Source organism: Achromobacter sp. 1014246743 (assembly GCF_059760725.1).
On sequence record NZ_JCBANA010000015.1, the window covers coordinates 73,316 to 96,184 of the forward strand.

Here is a 22,869-nt window from a genome sequence, read left to right on the forward strand (position 1 = left end):
GTGGGCTGGCGCTATAATACGCGGTTGCTATGTTGTTACACATTCCCGCGAACCCGATGCCGCAGAAGTGATGCTACTCGTAGAGCGGGCGCATCAACAAGGATAGGAAGATGAGTCAGGATACGCTGGTGCATGACGATGACGGTGCGGTTGATCCCAACCTGCCACCTGATCCTTCGCGACGTTTCTGGGTTACCACCGCCTGTGCTGTGGGTGGCGTAGCAGGTGTCGCAACGGCAATACCCCTAGTAAGCACGTTTTCCCCCTCCGAAAAAGCCCGCGCCGCCGGGGCGCCCGTCGAAGTCGACATCGGCGACATTCCCGTCGGCACCATGAAAACCGTGGAATGGCGTGGCAAGCCCGTCTGGATCATCCACCGCTCTCCCGAGCAGCTCGCCGGCCTCAAAAGCCAGGACGCCCTCCTGGCGGACCCTGACTCCAAACGCGCCGGTTTCACCCCCAAATACGCCGAAAACGAAGGCCGCTCGCGCAAGCCCGAGATCTTCGTCTGTGTCGGTATCTGTACTCATCTGGGCTGCTCGCCCACCGCGCACTTCGAGACAGGTGGCGGTGGCGGCATGGGCGCCTCATGGCAAGGCGGATTCCTCTGTCCGTGCCACGGCTCCACGTTCGACCTGGCTGGCCGGGTCTACAAGAACAAGCCTGCTCCCGATAATCTCGAAGTTCCGCCGTACCAGTACCTCACCGACACCCGCATCATCGTGGGCGTTGATGAAGACAACAAGGCCTGACGCTCGCGTCGCGCTTTTTTCCCGAATTACGTAAGTAAAACAAATACGCCACGTATTAGAGAAGGAGCCGTTACATGGCTGGCGAGAAAACCGTCGAGACGACAGGCCTGTTGGGCTGGCTGGACCGGCGCTTCCCGGTGACCTCCACCTGGAAAGCCCATCTGTCCGAGTATTACGCACCGAAGAACTTCAACTTCTGGTATTTCTTTGGGTCCCTGGCACTCCTGGTGCTGGTGCTGCAGATCGTGACCGGCATTTTCCTGGTCATGCACTACAAGCCGGACGCCGAACGCGCGTTCCAGTCCGTCGAATACATCATGCGCGAAGTCCCGTGGGGCTGGCTGGTGCGCTACATGCATTCCACCGGCGCGTCGATGTTCTTCGTCGTCGTCTACCTGCACATGCTGCGCGGGCTGCTCTACGGTTCGTACCGCAAGCCGCGCGAGCTGGTGTGGATCTTCGGCGTCGCGATCTTCCTCTGTCTGATGGCCGAAGCCTTCTTCGGCTACCTCCTGCCGTGGGGCCAGATGTCCTACTGGGGCGCACAGGTGATCGTGAACCTGTTCGCCGCCATCCCGTTCATCGGCCCCGAGCTGTCGATCTGGATCCGCGGCGACTACGTCGTGTCCGACGCCACGCTGAACCGCTTCTTCGCCTTCCACGTCATCGCCATTCCGCTGGTGCTGGTGGGGCTGGTGGCGGCTCACCTGGTGGCGCTGCACGAAGTCGGCTCGAACAACCCGGACGGCATCGAAATCAAGGAAGGCCCGAAAGACAAGTACGGCCGGCCCAAAGACGGTATTCCGTTCCACCCGTTCTACACGGTGCACGACCTGGTCGGCGTGGCGGGGTTCCTCCTCGTCTTTGCCTTCATCGTGTTCTTCGCGCCGGAAATGGGCGGGTACTTCCTCGAGTTCAACAACTTCATTCCTGCTGACTCGCTGAAGACGCCCCCGCACATCGCCCCGGTCTGGTACTTCACGCCGTTCTACTCGATGCTGCGCGCCACCACCGATGAATTCACGTGGGTCCTGGCCGGCGCTTCGGTGCTGGGCGCCATCGCGCTGCTCGTCAAGAGCAACCTGAAGGGCTTCATGCGCATCGCCATCCCCGCGATCCTGATCATCGTGGCCGTGCTGCTGCGCGCCATCGATGCCAAGTTCTGGGGCGTGGTCGCCATGGGCGGCACCGTGGTCATCCTGTTCTTCCTGCCGTGGCTGGACCATTCGCCGGTCAAGTCGATCCGCTACCGCCCCACCTGGCATAAGTGGATCTACGGCATCTTCATGGTCAACTTCCTGGTGCTCGGCTACATCGGTACGCAGCCGCCCAGTCCGCCGTTGAACATCACGTCGCAGATCGGCACGCTGCTGTACCTGGCATTCTTCTTCCTGATGCCGGTCTGGAGCCGCCTGGGCACCTTCAAGAAAGTGCCCGACCGCGTCACGTTCCACGCCCACTGAGCCCACGAGAATAACGGACTAACCATGATCAAGAAGCTGATTGGTGCCGTGGCCTTGATGCTCACGTGTACCGCCACTTACGCCGCTGAAGGCGGCTTTCCGCTGGACAAGGCGCCTTACCGCGTCAACGACGTCGCGTCGCTGCAAAACGGCGCCAAGCTGTTCGTCAACTACTGTCTGAACTGCCATAGCGCATCCTCGATGCGCTACAACAAGCTCAAGGACATCGGGCTGACCGACCAGCAAATCAAGGAAAGCCTGCTGTTCACCGGCGAAAAAGTGGGCGATATGATGCATATCGCCATGACGCCCAAGGACGCCAAGAAGTGGTTTGGCACGACGCCCCCGGACCTGTCCGTGATCGCCCGTGCCAAATCCGTCAACGCCGGCCCCTCGGGTTCCGACTACATCTACACCTACCTGCGCACGTTCTACCGCGACACTTCACGCGCCACGGGCTGGAACAACCTGGTGTTCCCGTCGGTGGGCATGCCCCACGCCCTCTGGGAACGGCAGGGTCCGCGCGAGCTGACCACCGTGGCCATGCACGAGGTCGAGGGCAAGGAAGGCGCCCCGAAAACCTGGGAACGGGTCACGACGGTGTACGATGCTCAAGGTTTTTCCACGGTCAAGGCCGAACCGGTAGCCAACTACCACGGCCATGCCACCTTCGATGCCAAATTTAAGGCCGCCAACCCGGCCCAAGTCGCAACATACGACAACGACGTCGCTGACCTGACCGCGTTCATGTCCTGGATGGCCGAGCCCGTCCAGACTTTCCGCGTGAAGCTGGGCGTCGGTGTCATGTTGTTCCTGCTGTTGTTTTTCCTGGTGATGTGGCGTTTGAACGCCTCTTACTGGAAACACGTGCGCTAACCGCAACGCCCCGCCAGGCTTAACTTCCGTCCCCAATATCGGAGCCGGAAACGGCGGATAGGGCTGTACGCCTATCCCCGCCTGGCAATCGGGGCCAGCGCCTGCTAGATTAAGGCGCTGGCCTTTCGTTTTTCATAAAGGACTTACCGCCATGATGGTGCTCTATTCCGGAACCACGTGTCCGTTTTCGCAACGCTGCCGCTTCGTGTTGTTCGAAAAGGGCATGGATTTCGAGATCCGCGACATCGACCTGTACAACAAGCCCGAAGACATCTCGGTGATGAACCCGTACGGTCAAGTGCCCATTCTGGTCGAGCGCGACCTGGTCCTGTACGAGTCGAACATCATCAACGAGTACATCGACGAACGCTTCCCGCACCCGCAGCTCATGCCGGCCGACCCGGTCATGCGCGCCCGCACGCGCCTCTTCCTGTACAACTTCGAGAAAGAACTGTTCGTTCACGTCTCGACGCTGGAAGACCGCAGCGCCAAGCCGGACGAGAAGAAGCTGGCCAACGCCCGCCAGAACATCCGCGACCGCCTGGCCCAGCTGGCCCCCATGCTGCTCAAGAACAAGTACATGCTGGGCGAGGAATTCTCCATGCTCGACGTGGCCGTGGCCCCGCTGCTGTGGCGCCTGGACCACTACGGCATCGAACTGCCCAAGAACGCAGCGCCGCTGCAAAAGTACGCCGAACGCATCTTCTCGCGTCCGGCCTACATCGAAGCGCTGACGCCTTCGGAAAAAGTGATGCGTCGCTAAGGTTGTTGCGTGATGGGTGAAACTTCGACCAAACCGTACCTGATCCGCGCGCTGCACGAATGGTGCACCGATAACGGCTACACGCCGTACATCACCGTGCAGGTCGACGAGCACACGATGGTGCCCGTCGCCCACGTGCGCGACGGACAGATCACACTGAACGTCGGCACGCTGGCCACCAACCGCCTGGTGCTGGGCAATGAATTCATCGAATTCCAGGCCCGCTTCAGCGGCGTGACCGAAAACGTCTACGTGCCGGTGGGCGCCGTCAGCGCCATCTACGCGCGCGAAACCGGCGCGGGCATGGGCTTCGAAGTGCAGCCCTACGAACCGCCGGCGCCGGGCACGCAGAACGCGTCCGACACCGCCACGCCCGAAGCCGACGCGGATGCCGCGCCTGACGACGACGGCGGCGACGACGAACCCAAGCGTCCGCGCCTGACGATCGTCAAATAGCGAGCGCCACGCAGGGGTCGCGTTTTTTAATTACAATGCGGTCCCTGCGCGTGCCCCGGCACGCCACGCCGGTGTAGCTCAGTTGGTAGAGCAGCTCACTTGTAATGAGAAGGTCGAGGGTTCGATTCCTTTCACCGGCACCATCTGCTTCAAGCAAAAGCCCAACCGAATGGTTGGGCTTTTTGTTTTGCAGATCGACTGCGGTCACTACGAACAGACAAGCCTGTGTAGCACACGGTAAATTTGAGCCGTCCCGCAAAACTGCCGTGAGTAGAACCCGAGCATGGAACACCCCGCACGAAACGGCTCCCAATTTCTCTTCTACGCCTCAGCCGACGGCGACGTTCGCATCCAGGTGATCGCAGAAGACGAGACCGTATGGGCCAGCCAAAAGGGGATGGCCCAGATCTTTGCTGTAGAAGTCCAAACGATCAACTATCACCTGAAGGAAGTCTTTAAATCCAACGAGTTAGATGAAGATTCAGTTATTCGAAAATTTCGAATAACTGCCGCAGACGGTAAAGCCTACCTGACCAACTACTAGAGCCGGGACGCCATCATCTCCGTCGGCTACAGGGTCAATACAGTTGGACTTTTCGCAGAGTCGACCCGCCCCGGGGCATCACCCCAACGCCGGCAACATATTGAACAGCAGCACCATGATCAGGCCCACGACCGACACGATGGACTGCACCACCGAAATGGTCTTGGTGGCTTCGCCCATGGTCATGCCGAAGGATTCCTTGACCATCCAGAAGCCCGCGTGATTGGCGTAATTGAAGAACAGCGAGCCGCAGCCGATCGACAGCGCCAGCAGGGGCAGGTTCAGGTTGGGGTCGGCGCCCGCCAGCGGGGCCAGGAGGCCTGCGGCGCCAACGATGCCGACCGTGGCGGAACCCGTGGATACCGACAGCAGCATGGCGATCAGCCAGCCCAGGATCAGCGGCGGGAAGGCAAACTGCTGGGTCAGGTGCACGATGGCGTCGCCCACCTTGGCGCTGGTCAATACCTGCTGGAAGGCGCCGCCGCCGGCGATGATCAGCATGATGCCGGCAATGGGCTTGAGACTCTGGCCCAGCGCACCGCGCAGTTTCTCGGCGTCGCCGCCGCGCGGCAGGGCCAGGGTGGCCATGGCAAACAGCACGCCCAGCAGCATGGCGACCAGCGGGTTGCCCAGGAAGGCGGCCGCGTGCAACAGGCCCGAGCCCTTGGGCAGCAGCATCTCGGCCACCGCATGCACCAGCATCAGCAACGCCGGCAGCAAGGCGGCCAGCACGCCCAAGCCCACGCTCGCCGGGACGCGACCCTTGGTGGCTTCCTGGGTGGCGGTGAACTGCTCGAGCAGGGCGTCATCAGGCCGGGTGGTCATGCGCGGCGCGATGAAGGCGCCGTACAGGGGGCCGCCCAGGATCATGGCGGGCAGCGCGGCGATGAAGCCGTAGATCATCGTCGGGCCGACCGTGGTCTTCAGGCTGGCGATGGCGGTCAGCGGGCCCGGATGGGGCGGCACCATGCCATGCATGGCCGCCAGGGCCGAAATGACAGGCACGCCCACGTAGACGTAGGCCGACCCCTTGAAGCGCTCCTGGGTTTCGAGCTTGCGCGCCACGCTGAAGATCAGCGGCAGCATCACCACCAGGCCCACTTCGAAGAACATGGGAATGCCGATGACGAAGGCCACCAGCGTCATGGCCCAGGGAATGAGGCGCACGGAGGTGCGGGCCAGGATGGCGTTGGCCAGGCGTTCGGTGGTGCCGGAATCGGCCAGGATCTTGCCCAGCATGGCGCCCAACGCGATCACCACGCCCACCGCGCCCAGCGTCTTGCCGGCGCCGTCGGTGAGGCTTTTGACGATGGCGGTGGGTTCCATGCCGGTGGCAAAACCCACGCCCAGGGAAACGATCAGCAGCGCCAGCAGCGGATGCATGCGGACGCGCGAGACGATAAGAGCGACCAGCACCAGAACGCTCACCAGGGCGGTGAGCAGCAATTGAATGTCGAACGAAGACATGGATAAACCCAGAAAAGACGAGAGAGGTCGCGAACCTTCTGGGTGCCATGATACGGGATCAACCGGCGCCGCCCTGCAATACCCCTGTCACTCGGGACGGATCCCCGCAACCTTGATGATGGCCACGTTGCGGTCCAGTTCCGCTGGGTGCAACTGTTCCACACCGCGCAGGCCATCCGGCAGGGCTGAACCAGGCCGCACGCACCCGTTTTGCATTCCCCGCAAAATTTGTGCATAATTCGGCCCCTCTACCTGTTCCCCGATAGCTCAGTCGGTAGAGCGACGGACTGTTAATCCGCAGGTCGCTGGTTCGAGCCCAGCTCGGGGAGCCAAAGAATGCAGTACTGAAGGGCCCGCAACGTTGTTGCGGGCCTTTTGCATTGGCGGGCCCCATTTGAAGGGCTTTTTGCATGGCGCCCGCCACCCGGCGTAGGATGACGCGCATCCCTGGTTCTACCTGCGATTTCCGATGCGTTCCCATCGTTCCTTGCCCGCCCTGGTTTCGCTGCGCGCCTTCGAAGCCGCCGCACGGCGCCTGAGCTTCAGCCTGGCGGGGGAAGAACTGTTCGTCACGCAAAGCGCGATCAGCCACCATATCCAACGGCTGGAGACGGAACTGGGCGTGGCGCTGTTCGAACGCCGTACCCGCGCCGTGGCGCTGACGCCGGCCGGGCAGGCCTACTACCAGCGGGTGCATGCCGCCTTTGAACTGCTGCGCCAGGGCACCGAGGCGATCCGCGCGCCGGCCACCGAACGGCGCGTGCTCAAGGTCGGGCTGCTGGCCTCGTTCGCGACCCGTTGGCTGGCGCCACGCTTGCCGGATTTTGCCGCCGCCCATCCCGAGATCGACCTGCAGTTGCTGCCCGATATCGGCCTGGCTGATGTGGCGGGCGGCGAGGTCGACGTGGCGATCCGCTATGGCCGCGGCACGTGGCCTGGCGTGCGAGCGCGGCGTCTGATGCCCGAACGGCTGTCCGTGGTCTGTGCACCGGCCCTGGTGGCTGGCAAACGGCGTCCGCGCACGCCCGACGACCTGCTGCGCTATCCGCTTCTGGCCTCGCACACCAAACACCCTTTCGAATGGGATGCGTGGGCCCGTCGTTTCGGCCTGGACCTGGGGCGCGCCCAGACGGTGCGCCTGCACGACTACAACATCGTGGTCGAAGCCGCGCTGGCCGGGCAGGGCCTGGCGATGGGCCGTCACCGGATGATCGCCGCACAATTGGCCAGTGGTGCACTGGTCCAGGCCCTGCCGGATACGGTTCTGGAAGACGCCCGCATCGGCTGGTGGTTCATCAGCCCGCGCGGCAAAGCCAACGATACGGCGCAGGCCTTCCATGCCTGGTTGGCAGATGCTGCGGCATCGGACTGAACGCATTAGTTTTACTCATATATACCTGGCAAGAATTGATTGGTCAGCGCGGACCGCGGCCGATAGCATCGGGGGGTGCGATTTCCCTTTTCCGTTTCAGAGGTGACCCCCATGACCCGTTCGATCTCCGGCCGCGTGGCCGAACTTGGCCTGACGCTGGAAGCCGCGGCCGCCCCCGCCGCCAACTACGTGCCTTTCGTGCAGGAAGGCAACCTGCTCTATATCTCGGGCCAGATTTCGCGCCAGGGCGGCAAGCCCACGTTCCTGGGCCAGTTGGGCAACCAGGTGTCCGAAGAAGACGGCGTGGCCGCCGCACGGCTGTCGGGCCTGGGCATCCTGTCGCAAGTCGCCGCCGCCACCGGAGACCGCCTGGAGCGCGTGGCCCGCGTGGTGCGCCTGGGCGTGTTCGTGGCCAGCACGCCGGACTTCAACCGCCAGAGCGCGGTCGCCAACGGCGCCTCGGACCTGATGGTCGAGGTATTCGGCGATGCGGGCCGTCACTCGCGCAGCGCCGTCGGCGTGGCGTCGCTGCCGCAAGGCGTGGCCGTGGAAGTCGAAGCGGTCATCGCACTGACCCCCGCCTGATGCCTTGGCGCCGGGCCGCGGTCCGGCGCCGCTTTCTGGAACTGCCATGCCCGCTGCCCCGTTGACCCCCGACACCTTGCAGGCGCTGCGCGCTGCCACGCCCGGCACGCGCACTACCGTGCACTTCAACCATGCGGGTGCATCACTGCCGTCCGCCGCCACGCTGGACGCCATCCAGGCCCACCTGCGCCGCGAGGCCGAGCAGGGGCCCATGGAAGCGGGTGTGGCCGCCCGCGCGTTGACCGGCAAGGCCCGCGACCTGGCGGCCCGGCTGCTCAACGCCCAGCCCGATGAAATCGCGCTGACAGGCGGCAATTCACCCGGCTGGGGCGCGGCGTTCGCGGCATTGGGCCCATGGCGCGACGGCGACCGCATCCTGGTTGGCCGCCACGAATGGGGCGGCAACCTGGCGGCCATGCGGCTGGCGACACGCGGCGTGGATGTGTCCATCGAAACCATTCCGTCCGATGACAGCGGCTGCGTCGACCCCGCTGCCTTGCAGGCCATGCTGGATGCGCGGGTGCGCCTGGTGGCGCTGACCTGGCTGCCCGCCAACGGCGGCCTGATCAACCCCGCTGCCGCCGTGGGCCGGGTGACACGCGCCGCAGGCGTGCCGTACTTCGTGGATGCCGCGCAAGCGGTGGGCCAGTTGCCGGTGGACGTGGCCGAGGTCGGCTGCGACGTGCTCAGCGGCGCGGGCCGCAAGGCGCTACGCGGCCCGCGCGGCACCGGCCTGCTGTATGTGCGGCGCGACTTCCTGCCGCAATTGACGCCCGCTTACGTGGACACCTACTCCGCGCCCCTGGATGTGGGCGGCGAGCCCCAGCTACGCACCGACGCGGCGCGCTTTGAATCCGCCGAGGCCTCGCTGGCGCTGCGCTGCGGCCTGGCCAATGCGCTGCAGGAAGCGCTGGATCTCGGCCTGGATACCATCCGTGCGCAGATCGACGCCACTGCCCAGGCCCTGCGCGCCGAACTGGCCGCCATTCCCGGCATCGAGGTGCTGGACCAGGGACGCGAGCGTTCCGGGCTGGTGTCGTTCAATCTGGCGGGCCGGGATGCGCCCGCCGTGCAGCAAGCGCTGGCAGCCCAGGGCATCGTCATCGGCAGCAATGGCGTGCCCTATACGCCGCTGGACATGAACGCGCGCGGACTGACGCAGATCGCACGCGCCTCGGTCAGCTACCTGACCCACCCGGATGAAATCGACCGGCTGCTGCAAGCGCTGCGCAGCCTGGCCGGCCCAGGCAGATAAGCCCCATCGCCTGAGCGCTAAGCCGCGACCCGACGCGCGAACGGCGTCCATTTCGTGAAGACGAGCAGGTTGCCGAACATGACCAGGGCCAGGCCCAGCAGGGCGGGCGCCGTCCACTGGTAGCCTTCGGCGAAGGTGGACACGCTCAGCGCCACCACGGGAAACAGCACCGTGCAATACGCCGCGCGCGCAGGCCCCATGCGTCCGACCAGCGTCAGGTAGGCGGTGAAACCGATCACCGACCCCGGAATCGCCAGGTAGAGCAGGGCGCCCACGTAGGCCGAGGACGTATCGAACCGGAACGGCACGCCGGCCACGGCGCATCCGGCCAGCAGCACGGCCGCGCCGTACAACATGCTGTAGGCGTTGCCGGTCAACGGACGAATGCCCGCCCGTTGCTGCAGCGACGACAGCATGTTGCCGGTGGAAAAGCAGAACGTGCCCAGCAACGCGAAGCCCAGGCCCAGCAGCGTCTCGTGGCTGGCCTGCTGCCCTGACAGCTCCGGCCAGAACAGGAGCACCAGTCCAGAAAAGCCCACCAGGCCGGCGACCATCACGCGCGGTGCGATGCGGGTGCCGAACCACAGTCGCGCATTCAACGCGTTCCACAGCGTCGCGGCCGAAAACACCACCGACACCAGGCCGCTGGGAATCCATTGCGTGGCCGTGTAGAAGCACAGGAAGTTCAAACAGAACAGGCACAGGCCCTGGCCTACACACAGCCAGTGCCCGCGCCGATCCAGGCGTTGCAGTTTGCGCGTCAGCAGCAACACCGCGAACAGCACCAGGCCGGCCAGCGCGAAGCGGTAGAAGATGGACACCGGAATGGCCACCACGCCCAGTTGCAGCTTGATGGCGATCCAGGTGGTGCCCCAGATGACGACGGTCAGGAAATACAGGAAAAGGTTCACTTTGAGACACCCCGCAGGGCAGAAAAAGACATGAGGGCCAGACCTGCGGATAGCGGCCGGCAGCAAGGCCCAGTCTGCCTCGGACGAAGTCCGAAAAATTGCCGGTTCTTGCGGTTTTTTCTTCGTTTGCACATGCCGCACACGCGTGGATCGCAGTAGCATTTCGGTTCCATGGGCACCACCGCTTCGGCTCCGTCCGACTTCTCCGTCTTTCGCACCCTGTCCGCGTCGACCGCCACGCTGGCCCGTGCGGCCTCGCTGGGCGAGGGCATCGCCATCTCGCAATGGGGTCGCAGCGCCCACGAGACGCTGGGCTACGACATGCCGGGTCATCACACACTGTCGCTCTACCTGCATGGCGGCGAAAAATCGTTCCGCGTCGGGCACCCCTTGCACGGTGGCGCCGGCAAGTTCTGCGTGTTGCCCGCCGAGCATTATTCGCGTTGGTGCATGAACGACACGGTGCATTTCCTGCACCTGTACATTGCGCCGGAACGCTTGGCGCGCGAAGCGGTCATGCGGCTGGACTGCGAACCGCGCACGCTGGAACTGCGCGACCGCACCTACATCCACGACGAGTCCCTGACCGACGTCTGCCAGACCCTGCTGGGCACGGACTGGGCCGCGCCCGCCGACCGGCTGGCCGCCAGCAGCGCGGCCGAAACCGTGCTGCACCACCTGCTGAACCAGGGCGTGACGCGCCGCACCGCCGTCCCCGCGCGTGGCGGCCTGGCGCCCGCGGTGCGGCGGCGCGTGATGGACTACGTCGATGCGCACCTGGCCGACGCCCTGACACTGGACGAGCTGGCCCGCGTGGCTGCGCTGTCCACCTATCACTTCGCCCGCATGTTCCACGCCTCCTTCGGCGAACCGCCCCATGCCTGGGTGCGCGCCCGCCGTCTGGCCCACGCGCGTGGCCTGCTGGCCGCGGCCAAGGGTGACCTGGCCGGCATCGCGCAGGCCTCGGGCTTTGGCAATGCCAGCCACCTGTCACGCGTGTTCCGCGATGCCGTGGGCGTCACGCCCGGCCAGTATCGCGCCGCCCGTCGCCGCCACTGAAGCCTTCTCCCTGCGGCCGCGGCCCCCCCCCCGGGCGGTCTACAATGGCCCATCGCCCTTCGCGGCCTGATCGCCTGCCCTGCCCGCGATGCCATCGCCGACTTCCCGCGACCTTTCCTTCCCCCTCGACGCCCCTGGCCAGTCGCCCGTGCGCGCCCACTGGCTGGCCGAACTCGTCCGGCTGCGCGAAGCCCATTGGGGGCCGCTGGAAGACGCCAGCGTGGTGCGGCAGGTGCGCCAACAGGATGTCCCGCTGCCGGACCGCATCCTGGCCCGCGCCCAACTGCTGGCCCAACGCGAAAACCTGATTCCCCTGGTCGATGGCTGGCGCCGCAGCGCACTTGCCGTACTGGCTGTCTTGCTGCTGCTGGCGCTGGTGTCCGGCGTGGGCGTGGCCGCGGGTGCCCTGGGCGACGGCACGCGGCCCGTGAACGTGTTGTGGGCGCTGGGCGCCTTGCTGGGCCTGCATGCGTTGACCTTTCTGCTGTGGCTGGCCAGCTTCCTGCTACGGCCCGCGGCCATGACGCCACTGGGGCGGCTGTGGCTCTGGGCCACGCGCAAGCTGGCGCGCGGCCCGGACGGCGCGCTGGTGCCCCAAGCCTTCCTGAACCTGATGGCGCGCGCCGGCGCCCTGCGCGGGCTGTTCGGCGCCGTCAGCCATGGTCTGTGGCTGGCCGGGCTGGGTGCGGCGCTGGCAACCCTGCTGGTATTGCTGTCCACCGCCAGCTATCGCTTCATCTGGGCCACCACGCTGCTGGCGCCCGACACCTTCGTCTGGCTGACGCAGGCCATCGGCTGGCTGCCATCCAAGCTGGGTTTTGCACTGCCTGACGCCGCCATGGTGCGCGCCAGCGATGGCGCCCAGGCGTTGGCCGCCGACGCTCAGGTGCAATGGTCGGTATGGCTGATCGGCGTGGTCGTGGTCTACGGCATCCTGCCGCGCCTCGCGGCCTGGCTGGCCTGCCTGGCCGTTGCCCGCCGGGCGGTGCGCACCCTGGCCATCGACCCCACGCTGGCAGGCCATGCGGCGCTGCGCGACCGGCTGGACCCGCCGGTCCAATCCACCGGCATCGACCGGCCGGTGGATCCGCTGCACGAACCGCGCGTGGCGCCGGCCGCGCCGCTGATCCTGGGCGGCCAGCCCGTGCTGCTGGGGCTGGAGCTGCCCGCAGATCTGCCCTGGCCGCCGGCCGAGCTGCCCGCGACCATCCGCGATGCCGGCAAGCTGGATACCCGCGAACAGCGTCACCGCGTGCTGGATGCCCTGGCTCAGGCCGCCGCCTCGCGCCTGCTGATCGCCTGCGACGCGCGCCAGACCCCCGACCGGGGCACCCTGGCGCTGATTGCGGAGCTGGCCGCACACGCCGGCCAGACACGTGTCTGGCTGCTGGCCCCCGCCGGCGCCAACACGCGCGAACCGCTCTGGCGCGAACGCCTGGCCGCACTGGGGCTGGATGCCGGCGCCATCCTGAACGGCGCCAGCGCCCCCTTGGCCTGGCTGGAGCACGAGCATGCCTGAGCACGTCATCGGCATCGCGGTGGTGGGCCACACCAACACCGGCAAGACCTCCCTGCTGCGCACGCTGACGCGCGACACCACCTTCGGCGAAGTCGCCGACCGCCCCGGCACCACCCGCCACGTCGAAGGCGCACGCCTGCGCCTGGAGGGCCGCGCCGTGCTGGAATGGTTCGACACGCCCGGCATGGAAGACAGCATTGCCTTGCTCGAATACCTGGAACGCCTGGCGCCTCCCGAAGAACGACTGGACGGTCCGGCGCGCATCCGGCGATTTCTCGATACGCCCGAAGCCCACGGCCGCTACGAGCAGGAAGCGCGCGTTCTGAAAAAGATGCTGGACTGCGACGCCGCGCTGTATGTCATCGACGCGCGCGATCCGGTGCTCAGCAAGCACCGCGACGAACTTGCCATCCTGGCCTCCTGCGGCCGCCCCTTGCTGCCCGTGCTGAACTTCGTCAACGCGCCCGCCCACCGCGCCGCCGAATGGCGCGAAGCCCTGGCGCGGCTGGGCCTGCACGCCGCGGTGGAATTCGACACCGTCGCGCCGCCGCTGGATGGCGAGCAACAGCTCTATACCAAGCTTGGCGTGCTGCTGGACCGCCACGCCGATACGCTGGCACGCCTGGCCGACAGCCTGGCCCGGCAACGCCGCGAACGCCACGCCGCCGCCTGCGAACTGCTGGCCGACCTGTTGGTGGACGTCGCCGCGCTGCACATCGCCAGCGCCGGTGACGACACGGCCTTGGCCGAGGCTTCGCAGCGCTTGCGCGAGCAGGTGCGCCAACGTGAACAGGCCTGCGTCACCGCGCTGCTGGCGCTGTATAACTTCCGCGCGTCTGACTTTTCGGACGACGCACTGCCGCTGCAGGGCGAACGCTGGGGCATGGACCTGTTCCACCCCCAGGCGCTCAAGGACATGGGCGTGCAGGTCGGCATGGGCGCCGCAGCCGGCGCGATGGCCGGCGCCGCCGTGGACCTGTTCAGCGCGGGTCTCAGCCTGGGCACCGGCATGCTGATCGGCGCGGCGGCCGGCGGCCTGTGGCAGGGCGTGGAAAAACTCGGCAAGCGCGTGGCAGGCAAGCTGCGCGGTTGGCGCGAGATCAGCGTCGATGACGCCGTGCTGCGCCTGTTGGCGCTGCGCCAACGGCAATTGATCGACGCGCTGGAACGCCGCGGCCACGCCGCCCGCGACCCATTGCGCCTGCAACGTCCCGACGACGAATCCCTGCGTCGCGGCCCCTTGCCCGACGCGCTCAAGGAAGCGCGCAGCCGGCCCGAATGGTCCGCGCTGGCCAAAGGCCACGAAGACAGCGAACGCCGCAAGCAAGTGGTGCGCGAATTGGCGAAAACCCTTGCTTCGGACCCCACGCCTGCGCCTTGAGTCCGCGCCCCGCGCCGCCCGCCAAACGCACCATTCCCAGCGTGAAGCAAGCAAGGACTAACCCCAATCCAAACCGATTGACGCTTAAACGAATGCGTCTATAAGATTCGATCTGCATCGGTGCGGTCCGTCCCCGCCAATGACAATCACAAGGGGTTGGATCTACCGTGAACCGCCTTTCGTCGTAAGCAGCAACGCCATGCCCCGGCTCCCGGTGGGGCCAGGGCCCTATCACTTCTGTCGCGCTATCCGCGCATTACGGAGCATGAGGGCTATGCGTACTTTTCCCCACATCAAACAAGCGGCGCTGGCGGCTGCACTGACTGCCTCGTTGGCATTCAGCGCCGGCGCGGCAGCCAAGACTTTTCACTGGTCGTACCAAGGCGACGCCACGTCCATGGACCCGATGGCGCTGAACGAAACCTTCACGCTGGGCTTCCAGGGCAACATCTACGAAACGCTGGCCGGCTACGACGGCAACCTGAAACTGACGCCGCTACTGGCCGAAAGCTGGGAAAATCCCGAGCCCACCAAATGGGTCTTCAAGCTGCGCAAAGGCGTGAAGTTCCATGACGGCTCGCCCTTCACGGCCGACGACGTCATCTTTTCCTGGAAGCGCAGCCTCACGCCCGGCTCGGACATGAAGGGCTACGGCGCCAAGGCGTCCGACATCAAGAAGGTCGACGACTACACCATCGAAGTCACCACGCCCACGCCCAATCCCATCTTGCCGCGCGAATGGGTGTTCCTGTACATCATGAGCAAGTCGTGGTCGGAAAAGAACAAGACCACCGAAGCCACCAACGTCAAGGGCGACAACCAGGGCAACTATGCCAACCTGAACGCCAACGGCACCGGCCCGTTCATGCTGGTCTCGCGCCAGCCCGACGTGAAGACGGTCCTCAAGCGCTACGACGGATACTGGAACAAAGACATCAAGACCAACGTCGACGAAGTCATCTTCCAGCCCATCACGCAGGAAGCCACCCGCGTGGCCGCCCTGATTTCCGGCGAAATGGACCTGGTGCAGCCGGTGCCGGTGCAGGACTGGAAGCGCCTGGAAGACGCCAAGGGCGTCAAGCCGCTGACCGCGCCCGAAGCCCGTGCCATCTTCATCGGCATGGACCAGGACCGCGACGAACTGCTGTTCTCGGACGTCAAGGGCAAGAACCCCTTCAAGGACCCGAAGGTGCGCGAAGCGGTCGTGCTGGCCGTGGACACCAAGGCCATCAACGAAAAGATCATGCGCAACGCGGCCAAGCCGCTGGGCTCGCTGATCGCAACCGCCATCAACGGTTACGACGAATCGTTCGGCGCGCCCTACAAGCCCGACCCTGAACGAGCCAAGAAGCTGCTGGCCGAAGCCGGCTACCCCAAGGGCTTCACCGTCACCATGGACTGCCCCAACGACCGCTACGTCAATGACGAAAAGGTCTGCCAGGCCGTGGCCGGCATGCTGGCGCGGGTCGGCATCAAGATCAATCTGCTGGCACAGACCAAGTCGAAGTATTTCGGCAAGATCCTGCTGCAGGCCGGCAACCAGACCAGCATGTACATGCTGGGGTGGACACCCAGCTCGACCGACGCCCACAACACATTGCTTAACCTGACCTCGTGCCGCGACGCCAAGACGGCCGCGGGCCAGTTCAACCTGGGCGGCTACTGCAACAAGAAGGTCGACGAGCTGACCAGCAAGATCGGCGTCGAAACCGACCAGGCCAAGCGCAACGCGATGATCAAGGAGGCCTTCGGCATCGTGCGCAGCGACTTCGGCTACCTGCCGCTGCACCAGCAGCCGATGTCGTGGGGCGTGAAGGACAACATCAAGGTCATCCAGCGCGCCGATGACGTGCTGGACCTGCGCGACGTCGTCCTGCCGTAGCCCCAAAGGCCGGCACGCGCCGCAAGGCACACGCCGGCCGCATGAAGCGAACGCCGGGCGGCTTGCCGCCGCCCGGGTGCGCCCGGCCCAGCCCCGCTTGCCGCCCCAGGCAATGCGCGGCCCGGCGTTATCCGACCAAGAGGGCATCCAACCATGCTTTCCTTTATTGCGCAGCGGCTGATCCAGTCGGTGCTGGTGATGTTGACGGTGGCGCTGATCGCGTTCTCCATGTTCCGCTACGTTGGCGACCCGATCGCCAGCATGGTTGGCCAGGACACCACGCCCGAACAGCGCGTCCAACTGCGCGAACAGCTCGGCCTGAACGATCCGTTCCTGGTGCAGTACGCGCGTTTCGTCGCCAACGCCGCACGGGGCGACTTCGGCATTTCGTATCGCCATCGCCGCCCCGTCAGCGAACTGCTCGAAGAGCGCATGCCCGCCACGCTGGAACTGTCCTTCGTGTCCGCCGTGATGGCGCTGGCGCTGGGCATCCCGATGGGCATCTACACGGCGCTCAAGCGCCATGGCGTACTGTCCAAGGCCTTCATGGCGATCTCGCTGGCTGGCATTTCGCTGCCCACCTTCCTGATCGGCATCCTGCTCATCCTGTTTTTCGGCGTGCAATTGCGATGGCTGCCCAGCTTCGGCCGCGGTGACGTGGTGGGGCTGGGCTGGTGGACCACGGGCTTTTTGACCAAGTCCGGGCTGCTCGCGCTGATCATGCCGGCCATCACCCTGGCGCTGTTCCAGATGACCCTGATCATGCGGCTGGTGCGCGCCGAAATGCTGGAAGTGCTGCGCGCCGACTTCATCAAGTTCGCGCGCGCCCGCGGCCTGCCCGAGCGGCTCATCAATTTCCGCCATGCCCTCAAGAACACCATGGTGCCGGTCATTACCATCACCGGCCTGCAGCTCGGCTCGATCATCGCCTTCGCCATCATCACCGAAACCGTGTTCCAGTGGCCGGGGATGGGCCTTCTGTTCATCCAGGCCATCAGCATGGTCGACATCCCCGTGATGGCCGCCTACCTCGTGCTGATCGCGTTCATGTTCGTCGTCATCAACCTGGTGGTCGATCTGCTGTATTTCGCCGTCGACCCGCGCCTGCGCGTGCAGAGCAAATAAGGGAACCCCCCCATGATCGCCCGCATCGCTCCCTTTTTCTCGCGCGCCGCCGACAGCGACCTCTGGCACAGCTTCAAGCGCTCGCCAGGCGCCATCATCGCCGCCGCCGTCACGCTGGTCATTCTGCTGGGCGCGCTGGGCGCGCCCCTGATCGCCCCGCACAACCCGTTCGACCTGGCGTCCGTGAACATCATGGACGCCAACACGCCCCCCGCCTGGGAAGAGGGTGGCAGCCCGGATTTCCTGCTGGGCACCGACGACCAGGGCCGCGACATCCTGTCGGCCGTGATGTATGGCTCGCGGGTGTCGCTGCTGGTGGGGTTTGCCTCGGTGCTGTTCTCGATGGTGCTGGGCGTCACGCTGGGCCTCATCAGTGGCTACGCCGGCGGCCGCGTCGACAGCTTCATCATGCGCATCGCCGACGTGCAGCTGTCATTTCCCGCCATCCTGGTGGCGCTGCTGATCGACGGGGTGGCGCGCGGGCTGTTGCCGCGCGACATGCACGATCAGTTGGCGCTGTACGTGCTGATCTTCGCCATCGGCATTTCCGGCTGGGTGCAGTACGCGCGCACGGTGCGAGGCTCGACGCTGGTCGAGCGCAACAAGGAATACGTGCAGGCGGCACGGCTGATCGGCATCGGCCGCTTCACCATCCTGCGCCGGCACATCCTGCCCAACGTGATGGGCCCGGTGCTGGTCATCGCCACCATCCACCTGGCCATTGCCATCATCACCGAAGCCACCCTGTCGTTCCTGGGCGTGGGCCTGCCGCCCACCGCGCCGTCGCTGGGCACGCTGATCCGCATCGGCAACAGCTATCTTTTCTCGGGCATGTGGTGGATCTCCATCTTCCCCGGCATCGCGCTGGTGGCGCTGGTGCTGTCGGTCAACCTGCTAGGCGACTGGCTGCGCGACGCGCTCAACCCCAAGCTGCGCTGAGGACGTCATGGCCCTGCTCAACATCGAAGATATCCGGATTGAATTTCCCAGCCGCCGCGGCACCCTGGTGGCCGTGGACGGCGTGTCGCTGTCGCTGGAGAAAGGCGAGATCCTCGGCGTGGTCGGCGAGTCCGGCGCCGGCAAGTCCACCATCGGCAATGCGGTGATCGGCCTGCTCGAGGCACCTGGCCGCCTGGCGGGCGGCCAGGTGCTGCTCAATGGCGAACGCATCGACACGCTGACGCCGGCGCAGCAGCGCAAAGTGCGTGGCCGCCGCATCGGCATGATCTTCCAGGACCCGCTGACCTCGCTGGACCCGCTGCAAACCGTGGAAAGCCAACTGGTCGAGACCATGCTGGTACACCTGGACCTGACGCACGAGGCCGCCAAGAAGCGCGCCGTGCAGTTGCTGGCGCAGGTCGGCATCGACCAGCCCGAGCTGCGCGTGCAGCAGTATCCCCACCAGTTCTCGGGCGGCATGCGACAGCGCGTGGTGATCGCGCTGGCGCTGTGCTGCGAACCCGAAGTGATCATCGCGGACGAGCCCACCACGGCGCTGGATGTGTCCATCCAGGCGCAGATCCTGGACCTGCTGAAAAAACTGTGCCGCCAGGAACAGGTAGGCATGATCATCATCACCCACGACATGGGCGTGATCGCCGACGTGACCGACCGGGTGGCCGTGCTGTACCACGGCAAGCTGGTCGAGCAAGGTCCCACCGCCAAGATCCTGGGCGACCCCGACCACCCCTATACGCGCAGCCTGATCTCGGCCGTGCCGCGGCCGGACATCAAGCTCAAGCGCTTTCCGCTGGTCACCTACATCGAAGACGTCAAGACGCCGGCCAAGCCGCTGGACCTGGCCACGCACTGGCTGGGCCAACGCCGCGACTTCGGTGCGGCCACCGGCGGCCCGCTGGTGCAAGTCACGGACCTGTCCATGCGCTTCGTGCTCAAGAACGCGCTGCTCAAGCGCAACCAGCGCACGCTGGATGCCGTCAAGCGTGTCAATTTCTCGATCGGCGAAGGCGAGGTGTTCGGTCTGGTGGGCGAATCCGGCTCGGGCAAGTCCACCGTGGCGCGGCTGATTTCGGGGCTGTATACGCCCAGCGAGGGCTCGGTCAATTTCGGCGGCACCGACCTCACGGCGCTCAAGGGAGAAAAGCAGCTCAATCCGTTTCGCCGGCAGATCCAGATGATTTTCCAGGACCCGTTCTCGTCGCTCAATCCGCGCATGCGGGTGCTGGACATCGTGGCTGAGCCGATCCGCTTCCACAAGCTGGCGGCCAACGAAGCCGAAACCCGCCAGGTGGTGGCCGATCTGCTCGACGTCGTGGGGCTGGGCGACCGCGCCGCCGAGCGCTTTCCGCATGAATTCTCGGGCGGCCAGCGCCAGCGCATCTGCATTGCGCGGGCCCTGGCCACGCGGCCGCGCTTCCTCATCTGCGACGAGCCCACCTCGGCGCTGGACGTCTCCATCCAGGCGCAGATCCTGAACCTGCTGAAAGACCTGCAGGAACAGCTGGGCCTGACCATGCTGTTCATCAGCCACGACCTGCCGGTGATCCGCCAGATGTGCGATCGCGTCGGCGTCATGCGTTACGGCGAACTGCTGGAAGTGGCCGATACGGAAGCGCTGTTCGAACATCCCCAGCACCCCTACAGCCAGCACTTGCTGGGGCTGATGCCTCGATTGCAGGCCATGTCCCGCGAGGGGCTGGAAGTGATCGGCTAGGGGCAGTCCATACCAAGGAGCGAGACATGACGGCAACGCGGCAAACCCTGTTCATCGGCGGCAAGGTGTTCGACGGCCTGGGCAAAGTCCTGCCCAATCACGGCGTGCTGGTTGAAGGCGAGCGCATCGTGCGCGTGGCGCCGGCCGGTGAATTCACCGGCTTCGCGGGGCGACGGGTGGATACGAACGGCCTGACGTTGATGCCCAGCCTGGCCGATTGCCACGTGCACCTGGTCTACACCGGCGGCGCCGATCCACAGACGCAGATGGCCAAGCAAGGACCCGCCCAGATCACGCTGACCGCACTGGAAAACGCGCAAGCGGCGCTGCGCGGCGGCTGCACGGCATTGCGTGATTGCGGCGGCAAGGACTACCTGGAATTCGGCGTGCGCGACGCCATTGCGCGGGGTGTCTTTCCCGGCCCGACCATCAAGGCTTCGGGCCGCATCATCTGCATGACGGGCGGACACGGCAACCGCATCGGCCGCGTGGCCGACGGCTGCGAGGAAGTGGTCAAGGCGGTGCGCGAGCAGGTGCATGCCGGCTGCGACCTCGTCAAGATCATGGCCACCGGCGGCGTCATGACGCCGGGCGTCAGCCCCATGGACGCGCACTACAGCTTCGATGAAATGAAGGCAGGGGTGCACGAAGCCAAGCGCTTTCGCAAAAGCACGGCCAGCCACGCGCAGGGCACCCAGGGCATCCTAAATGCGGTTCGCGCCGGCATCGACTCGATCGAGCACGGCATCTTCATGGACGAGGACTGCCTGCGCGAAATGCTGGAGGCCCAGACCTACCTGGTCCCGACCATCGCCGCCGTGCGCAACATCGTGGCCAACGCCGACAACGGCATTCCGGCCTACGCGGTGGAAAAAGCCCGCGCGGTAGAACAGCGCCATCGAGAATCCATCCAGATGTACTACAAGGCCGGCGGCCGCATCGCGCTGGGCACCGACGCCGGCACGCCGTTCAACCTGCATGGCGACAACGCGATGGAACTGGCCTACATGGTCGAGTTCGGCATGACGCCGATTGACGCGCTGATCGCCGGCACCTCGCGCAGCCACGACCTGATGGGCATGGACCGGCATGGCGCGGTGGTGGAGGGCAACGTGGCCGATCTGCTGCTGGTGCAAGGCGACCCTGCCGAAGACATCATGAAGGCCGCCGACAAACGCTCGCACGTGGCGGTACTGCGTAACGGCGACGTGGCGGCGGGGGCCTTGCCGGCTTGATATCCCGCGGACGCGGACCCGGACCCGGGCACGGGTCCGCGGCGTCTCAGCGATAGCGCGGCATCAGCGGCCGGGTCATGAACGCATCGACTGTCATGCGTTCGCCGTTGATTTCCACCTGTCCACCCTCGAAGTTCAGATTGGTGACCAGCTTGTCGCCGTCCTGACGCCCCCATTGACTCTGCAGGAACCGGTCGCGGATGGCATCGGCCTGCTGACGCGCCGCGTCGCGCGCGACCTCGGCAGGCTGCCCCTCTGCCAGGCCACGCACCGAGATCAGGTCCACCAGGCTCTCGGTGGGCACGCTCAGGCGCAAGTCCAGCTTCTTCACGGTTTCCTTGATGATCGCGGCCGGCGCGCGGTTCCACAGCGTAGGCGCATCCAGTGCCACCTCCAGCCGCAGCGTCGCCGGGCCGCTGGGCGTGTCCACCTGCAACGTGTCCACCGCGAAGGCCGGCTTGGCCAGCAGGAACTTCATCAGATGCGCCATGCCCTCCATTTTCTCGCCCATCGATGCGCCGCCCTCGGCCTGCTCCATCATGCCGCGAAAGGCCTCGAACGAGGCCAGGTCCACGTTGGCTGCGCGGGCCGTCATGCGCACGCTGGCCACCTGCGTGCCGCGCACATCGATCCCTGCGACCTGCGCCTTGAACGTGCTGTTCATGGCGCTGCGCGTACCGCTGGCGTCGGCCGTCACGACCAGATCGCGCAACGTGACCGGCTGATCGTCGATCTCTACCGTCCAGTGCTTGATCGCCGCCTGGCTGGCGCTGGTCACCGCGCCGTCGGCGGCCTGGGTCGATTCGTGCGAGAAGTCCAGCCCGCGCAATGACAGCCGGCGCGTACGCGTGACGCCCTTTTCGTCGAACGGCTCGGTGGAATCCATCTTCTCGGCCGCAACGGCAAACGTCGTGTGCCTGCCATCCGGCGCCACGCTGGCCCGGGCCTGCAGGCCCGAGAAGCTGGCCGTGGTGCCGTCCTGCGCATAATCCACCGGCGCCAGCGTCAACGTGCCCGATACCACCCGGCCATAGCTGGCCACGGCCTCGGCCATCGCCGGCGCGGCGCCCTTGGCTCCGCTGAACCATGCGGCGGTCGAGGGCGTCTCGGCCAACTGCACGCGGGCGGCGGCCATGGCGGGCATGAAATGGCCTTCGGCAAGCCGGAACAGGGGAAAAGGGCCATGATCGATGCGCGCCAGGAACTGGACGTCCTGCTTGTCGGCAACGCGGTCCCGCTCGGACGGCGCGGCCAGAACGCGATAGCGGGCGTGCGATGTGAACACGCCCCGCTCGAACGACACCTGTTCGAACGACACGGGCTGGCCCATCACCGTCAAGCCGATCTGCCGCGCCTGCGCATTGGCCGTCTCGGCCAAGGGTCCCAGCCCCGCCTCCAGCTGCTTGCCGGTGTACCAGGCGGTGGCGGTCCAGATCGCACCCAGCGCCACCACCGCGCAGCCTGTCGATACCCACTTTCTCATGATGCCCCTTTTGGTGTTGTGATCGTCACATGAAAAACGGGCTGCCGCGCCCGAAGGCGCCGCAGCC

At 65.8% G+C, this 22,869-nt stretch carries 20 protein-coding genes and 2 tRNA genes; 19 read left to right on the plus strand and 3 right to left on the minus strand.

Annotation, left to right across the window (positions count from 1 at the left end):
- The first annotated feature begins 110 nt into the window (after positions 1 to 110).
- The 7 genes from petA (at position 111) to AC6LJ2_RS08915 (ending at position 4,854) form a co-directional block, all read left to right on the plus strand.
- The gene (gene petA / locus AC6LJ2_RS08885; protein ID WP_025139950.1) at positions 111 to 752 is read left to right on the plus strand and encodes a ubiquinol-cytochrome c reductase iron-sulfur subunit; all 642 of its coding nucleotides are present in this window, start codon (positions 111 to 113) and stop codon (positions 750 to 752) included.
- A gap of 74 nt (positions 753 to 826) precedes the next feature.
- On the plus strand, positions 827 to 2,215 hold the full coding sequence (locus AC6LJ2_RS08890) for a cytochrome b (protein ID WP_025139951.1): 1,389 nt from the start codon (positions 827 to 829) through the stop codon (positions 2,213 to 2,215).
- 24 nt (positions 2,216 to 2,239) lie between these two features.
- The gene (locus AC6LJ2_RS08895) at positions 2,240 to 3,091 is read left to right on the plus strand and encodes a cytochrome c1 (protein WP_263912804.1); all 852 of its coding nucleotides are present in this window, start codon (positions 2,240 to 2,242) and stop codon (positions 3,089 to 3,091) included.
- A 151-nt stretch (positions 3,092 to 3,242) separates the two neighbouring features.
- Positions 3,243 to 3,854 carry a glutathione S-transferase N-terminal domain-containing protein gene (locus tag AC6LJ2_RS08900; protein ID WP_006388039.1) on the plus strand — a complete coding sequence of 204 codons (612 nt, stop codon included), beginning with the start codon at positions 3,243 to 3,245 and terminating at the stop codon, positions 3,852 to 3,854.
- Between the two features lie 12 nt (positions 3,855 to 3,866).
- The gene (locus AC6LJ2_RS08905) at positions 3,867 to 4,310 is read left to right on the plus strand and encodes a ClpXP protease specificity-enhancing factor (protein WP_025139953.1); all 444 of its coding nucleotides are present in this window, start codon (positions 3,867 to 3,869) and stop codon (positions 4,308 to 4,310) included.
- Positions 4,311 to 4,377: 67 nt separating this feature from the next.
- Positions 4,378 to 4,453, plus strand: a tRNA-Thr gene (locus AC6LJ2_RS08910).
- Positions 4,454 to 4,593: 140 nt separating this feature from the next.
- Complete coding sequence (locus AC6LJ2_RS08915) at positions 4,594 to 4,854, plus strand: virulence RhuM family protein (RefSeq protein ID WP_263912803.1); 261 nt, start codon at positions 4,594 to 4,596, stop codon at positions 4,852 to 4,854.
- Between the two features lie 78 nt (positions 4,855 to 4,932).
- On the opposite strand, the gene AC6LJ2_RS08920 is transcribed toward AC6LJ2_RS08915, so the two are convergent.
- Complete coding sequence (locus AC6LJ2_RS08920; protein WP_263912802.1) at positions 4,933 to 6,321, minus strand: GntP family permease; 1,389 nt, start codon at positions 6,319 to 6,321, stop codon at positions 4,933 to 4,935.
- A 256-nt stretch (positions 6,322 to 6,577) separates the two neighbouring features.
- Here AC6LJ2_RS08920 and AC6LJ2_RS08925 point away from each other — a divergent pair.
- The 4 genes from AC6LJ2_RS08925 to AC6LJ2_RS08940 all read left to right on the plus strand — a co-directional run bounded on the left by AC6LJ2_RS08925 (position 6,578) and on the right by AC6LJ2_RS08940 (position 9,533).
- Positions 6,578 to 6,653: transfer RNA gene (locus tag AC6LJ2_RS08925), tRNA-Asn, on the plus strand.
- Positions 6,654 to 6,790: 137 nt separating this feature from the next.
- Positions 6,791 to 7,693, plus strand: coding sequence for a transcriptional regulator GcvA (gene gcvA, locus AC6LJ2_RS08930; protein WP_445657957.1), 903 nt, complete (start codon positions 6,791 to 6,793; stop codon positions 7,691 to 7,693).
- 111 nt (positions 7,694 to 7,804) lie between these two features.
- Positions 7,805 to 8,278, plus strand: a complete 474-nt coding sequence (locus tag AC6LJ2_RS08935) for a RidA family protein (protein WP_498151201.1) — start codon at positions 7,805 to 7,807, stop codon at positions 8,276 to 8,278.
- Between the two features lie 46 nt (positions 8,279 to 8,324).
- Complete coding sequence (locus AC6LJ2_RS08940) at positions 8,325 to 9,533, plus strand: aminotransferase class V-fold PLP-dependent enzyme (protein WP_498151202.1); 1,209 nt, start codon at positions 8,325 to 8,327, stop codon at positions 9,531 to 9,533.
- 17 nt (positions 9,534 to 9,550) lie between these two features.
- Here AC6LJ2_RS08940 and AC6LJ2_RS08945 read toward each other — a convergent pair whose 3' ends face one another.
- Positions 9,551 to 10,444: a DMT family transporter gene (locus AC6LJ2_RS08945; protein WP_263912798.1), complete on the minus strand. Its 894-nt coding sequence runs from the start codon at positions 10,442 to 10,444 to the stop codon at positions 9,551 to 9,553.
- A gap of 171 nt (positions 10,445 to 10,615) precedes the next feature.
- On the opposite strand from AC6LJ2_RS08945, the gene AC6LJ2_RS08950 reads away from it, so the two are divergent.
- The 8 genes from AC6LJ2_RS08950 to AC6LJ2_RS08985 all read left to right on the plus strand — a co-directional run bounded on the left by AC6LJ2_RS08950 (position 10,616) and on the right by AC6LJ2_RS08985 (position 21,319).
- Entirely contained in the window at positions 10,616 to 11,503 is an 888-nt protein-coding gene (locus AC6LJ2_RS08950; RefSeq protein ID WP_498151203.1) for a helix-turn-helix domain-containing protein, read from the plus strand.
- A gap of 88 nt (positions 11,504 to 11,591) precedes the next feature.
- Entirely contained in the window at positions 11,592 to 13,022 is a 1,431-nt protein-coding gene (locus tag AC6LJ2_RS08955; protein WP_498151204.1) for a DUF2868 domain-containing protein, read from the plus strand.
- A complete protein-coding gene (locus AC6LJ2_RS08960) occupies positions 13,015 to 14,403 on the plus strand; it encodes a GTPase/DUF3482 domain-containing protein (protein ID WP_498151205.1) in 1,389 nt (462 codons plus the stop codon). The genes AC6LJ2_RS08955 and AC6LJ2_RS08960 overlap by 8 nt, the downstream gene beginning before the upstream one ends.
- Before the next feature lie 274 nt (positions 14,404 to 14,677).
- Positions 14,678 to 16,285 carry an ABC transporter substrate-binding protein gene (locus AC6LJ2_RS08965; RefSeq protein WP_263912794.1) on the plus strand — a complete coding sequence of 536 codons (1,608 nt, stop codon included), beginning with the start codon at positions 14,678 to 14,680 and terminating at the stop codon, positions 16,283 to 16,285.
- 153 nt (positions 16,286 to 16,438) lie between these two features.
- Positions 16,439 to 17,410 carry an ABC transporter permease gene (locus AC6LJ2_RS08970; protein ID WP_263912793.1) on the plus strand — a complete coding sequence of 324 codons (972 nt, stop codon included), beginning with the start codon at positions 16,439 to 16,441 and terminating at the stop codon, positions 17,408 to 17,410.
- 12 nt (positions 17,411 to 17,422) lie between these two features.
- Complete coding sequence (locus tag AC6LJ2_RS08975; RefSeq protein WP_263912792.1) at positions 17,423 to 18,349, plus strand: ABC transporter permease; 927 nt, start codon at positions 17,423 to 17,425, stop codon at positions 18,347 to 18,349.
- A 7-nt stretch (positions 18,350 to 18,356) separates the two neighbouring features.
- Positions 18,357 to 20,084, plus strand: a complete 1,728-nt coding sequence (locus AC6LJ2_RS08980) for a dipeptide ABC transporter ATP-binding protein (RefSeq protein ID WP_445657950.1) — start codon at positions 18,357 to 18,359, stop codon at positions 20,082 to 20,084.
- Between the two features lie 26 nt (positions 20,085 to 20,110).
- Positions 20,111 to 21,319, plus strand: a complete 1,209-nt coding sequence (locus AC6LJ2_RS08985; protein ID WP_498151206.1) for a metal-dependent hydrolase family protein — start codon at positions 20,111 to 20,113, stop codon at positions 21,317 to 21,319.
- 46 nt (positions 21,320 to 21,365) lie between these two features.
- On the opposite strand, the gene AC6LJ2_RS08990 is transcribed toward AC6LJ2_RS08985, so the two are convergent.
- On the minus strand, positions 21,366 to 22,802 hold the full coding sequence (locus AC6LJ2_RS08990) for a YdgA family protein (RefSeq protein ID WP_498151207.1): 1,437 nt from the start codon (positions 22,800 to 22,802) through the stop codon (positions 21,366 to 21,368).
- Positions 22,803 to 22,869: the final 67 nt, after the last annotated feature.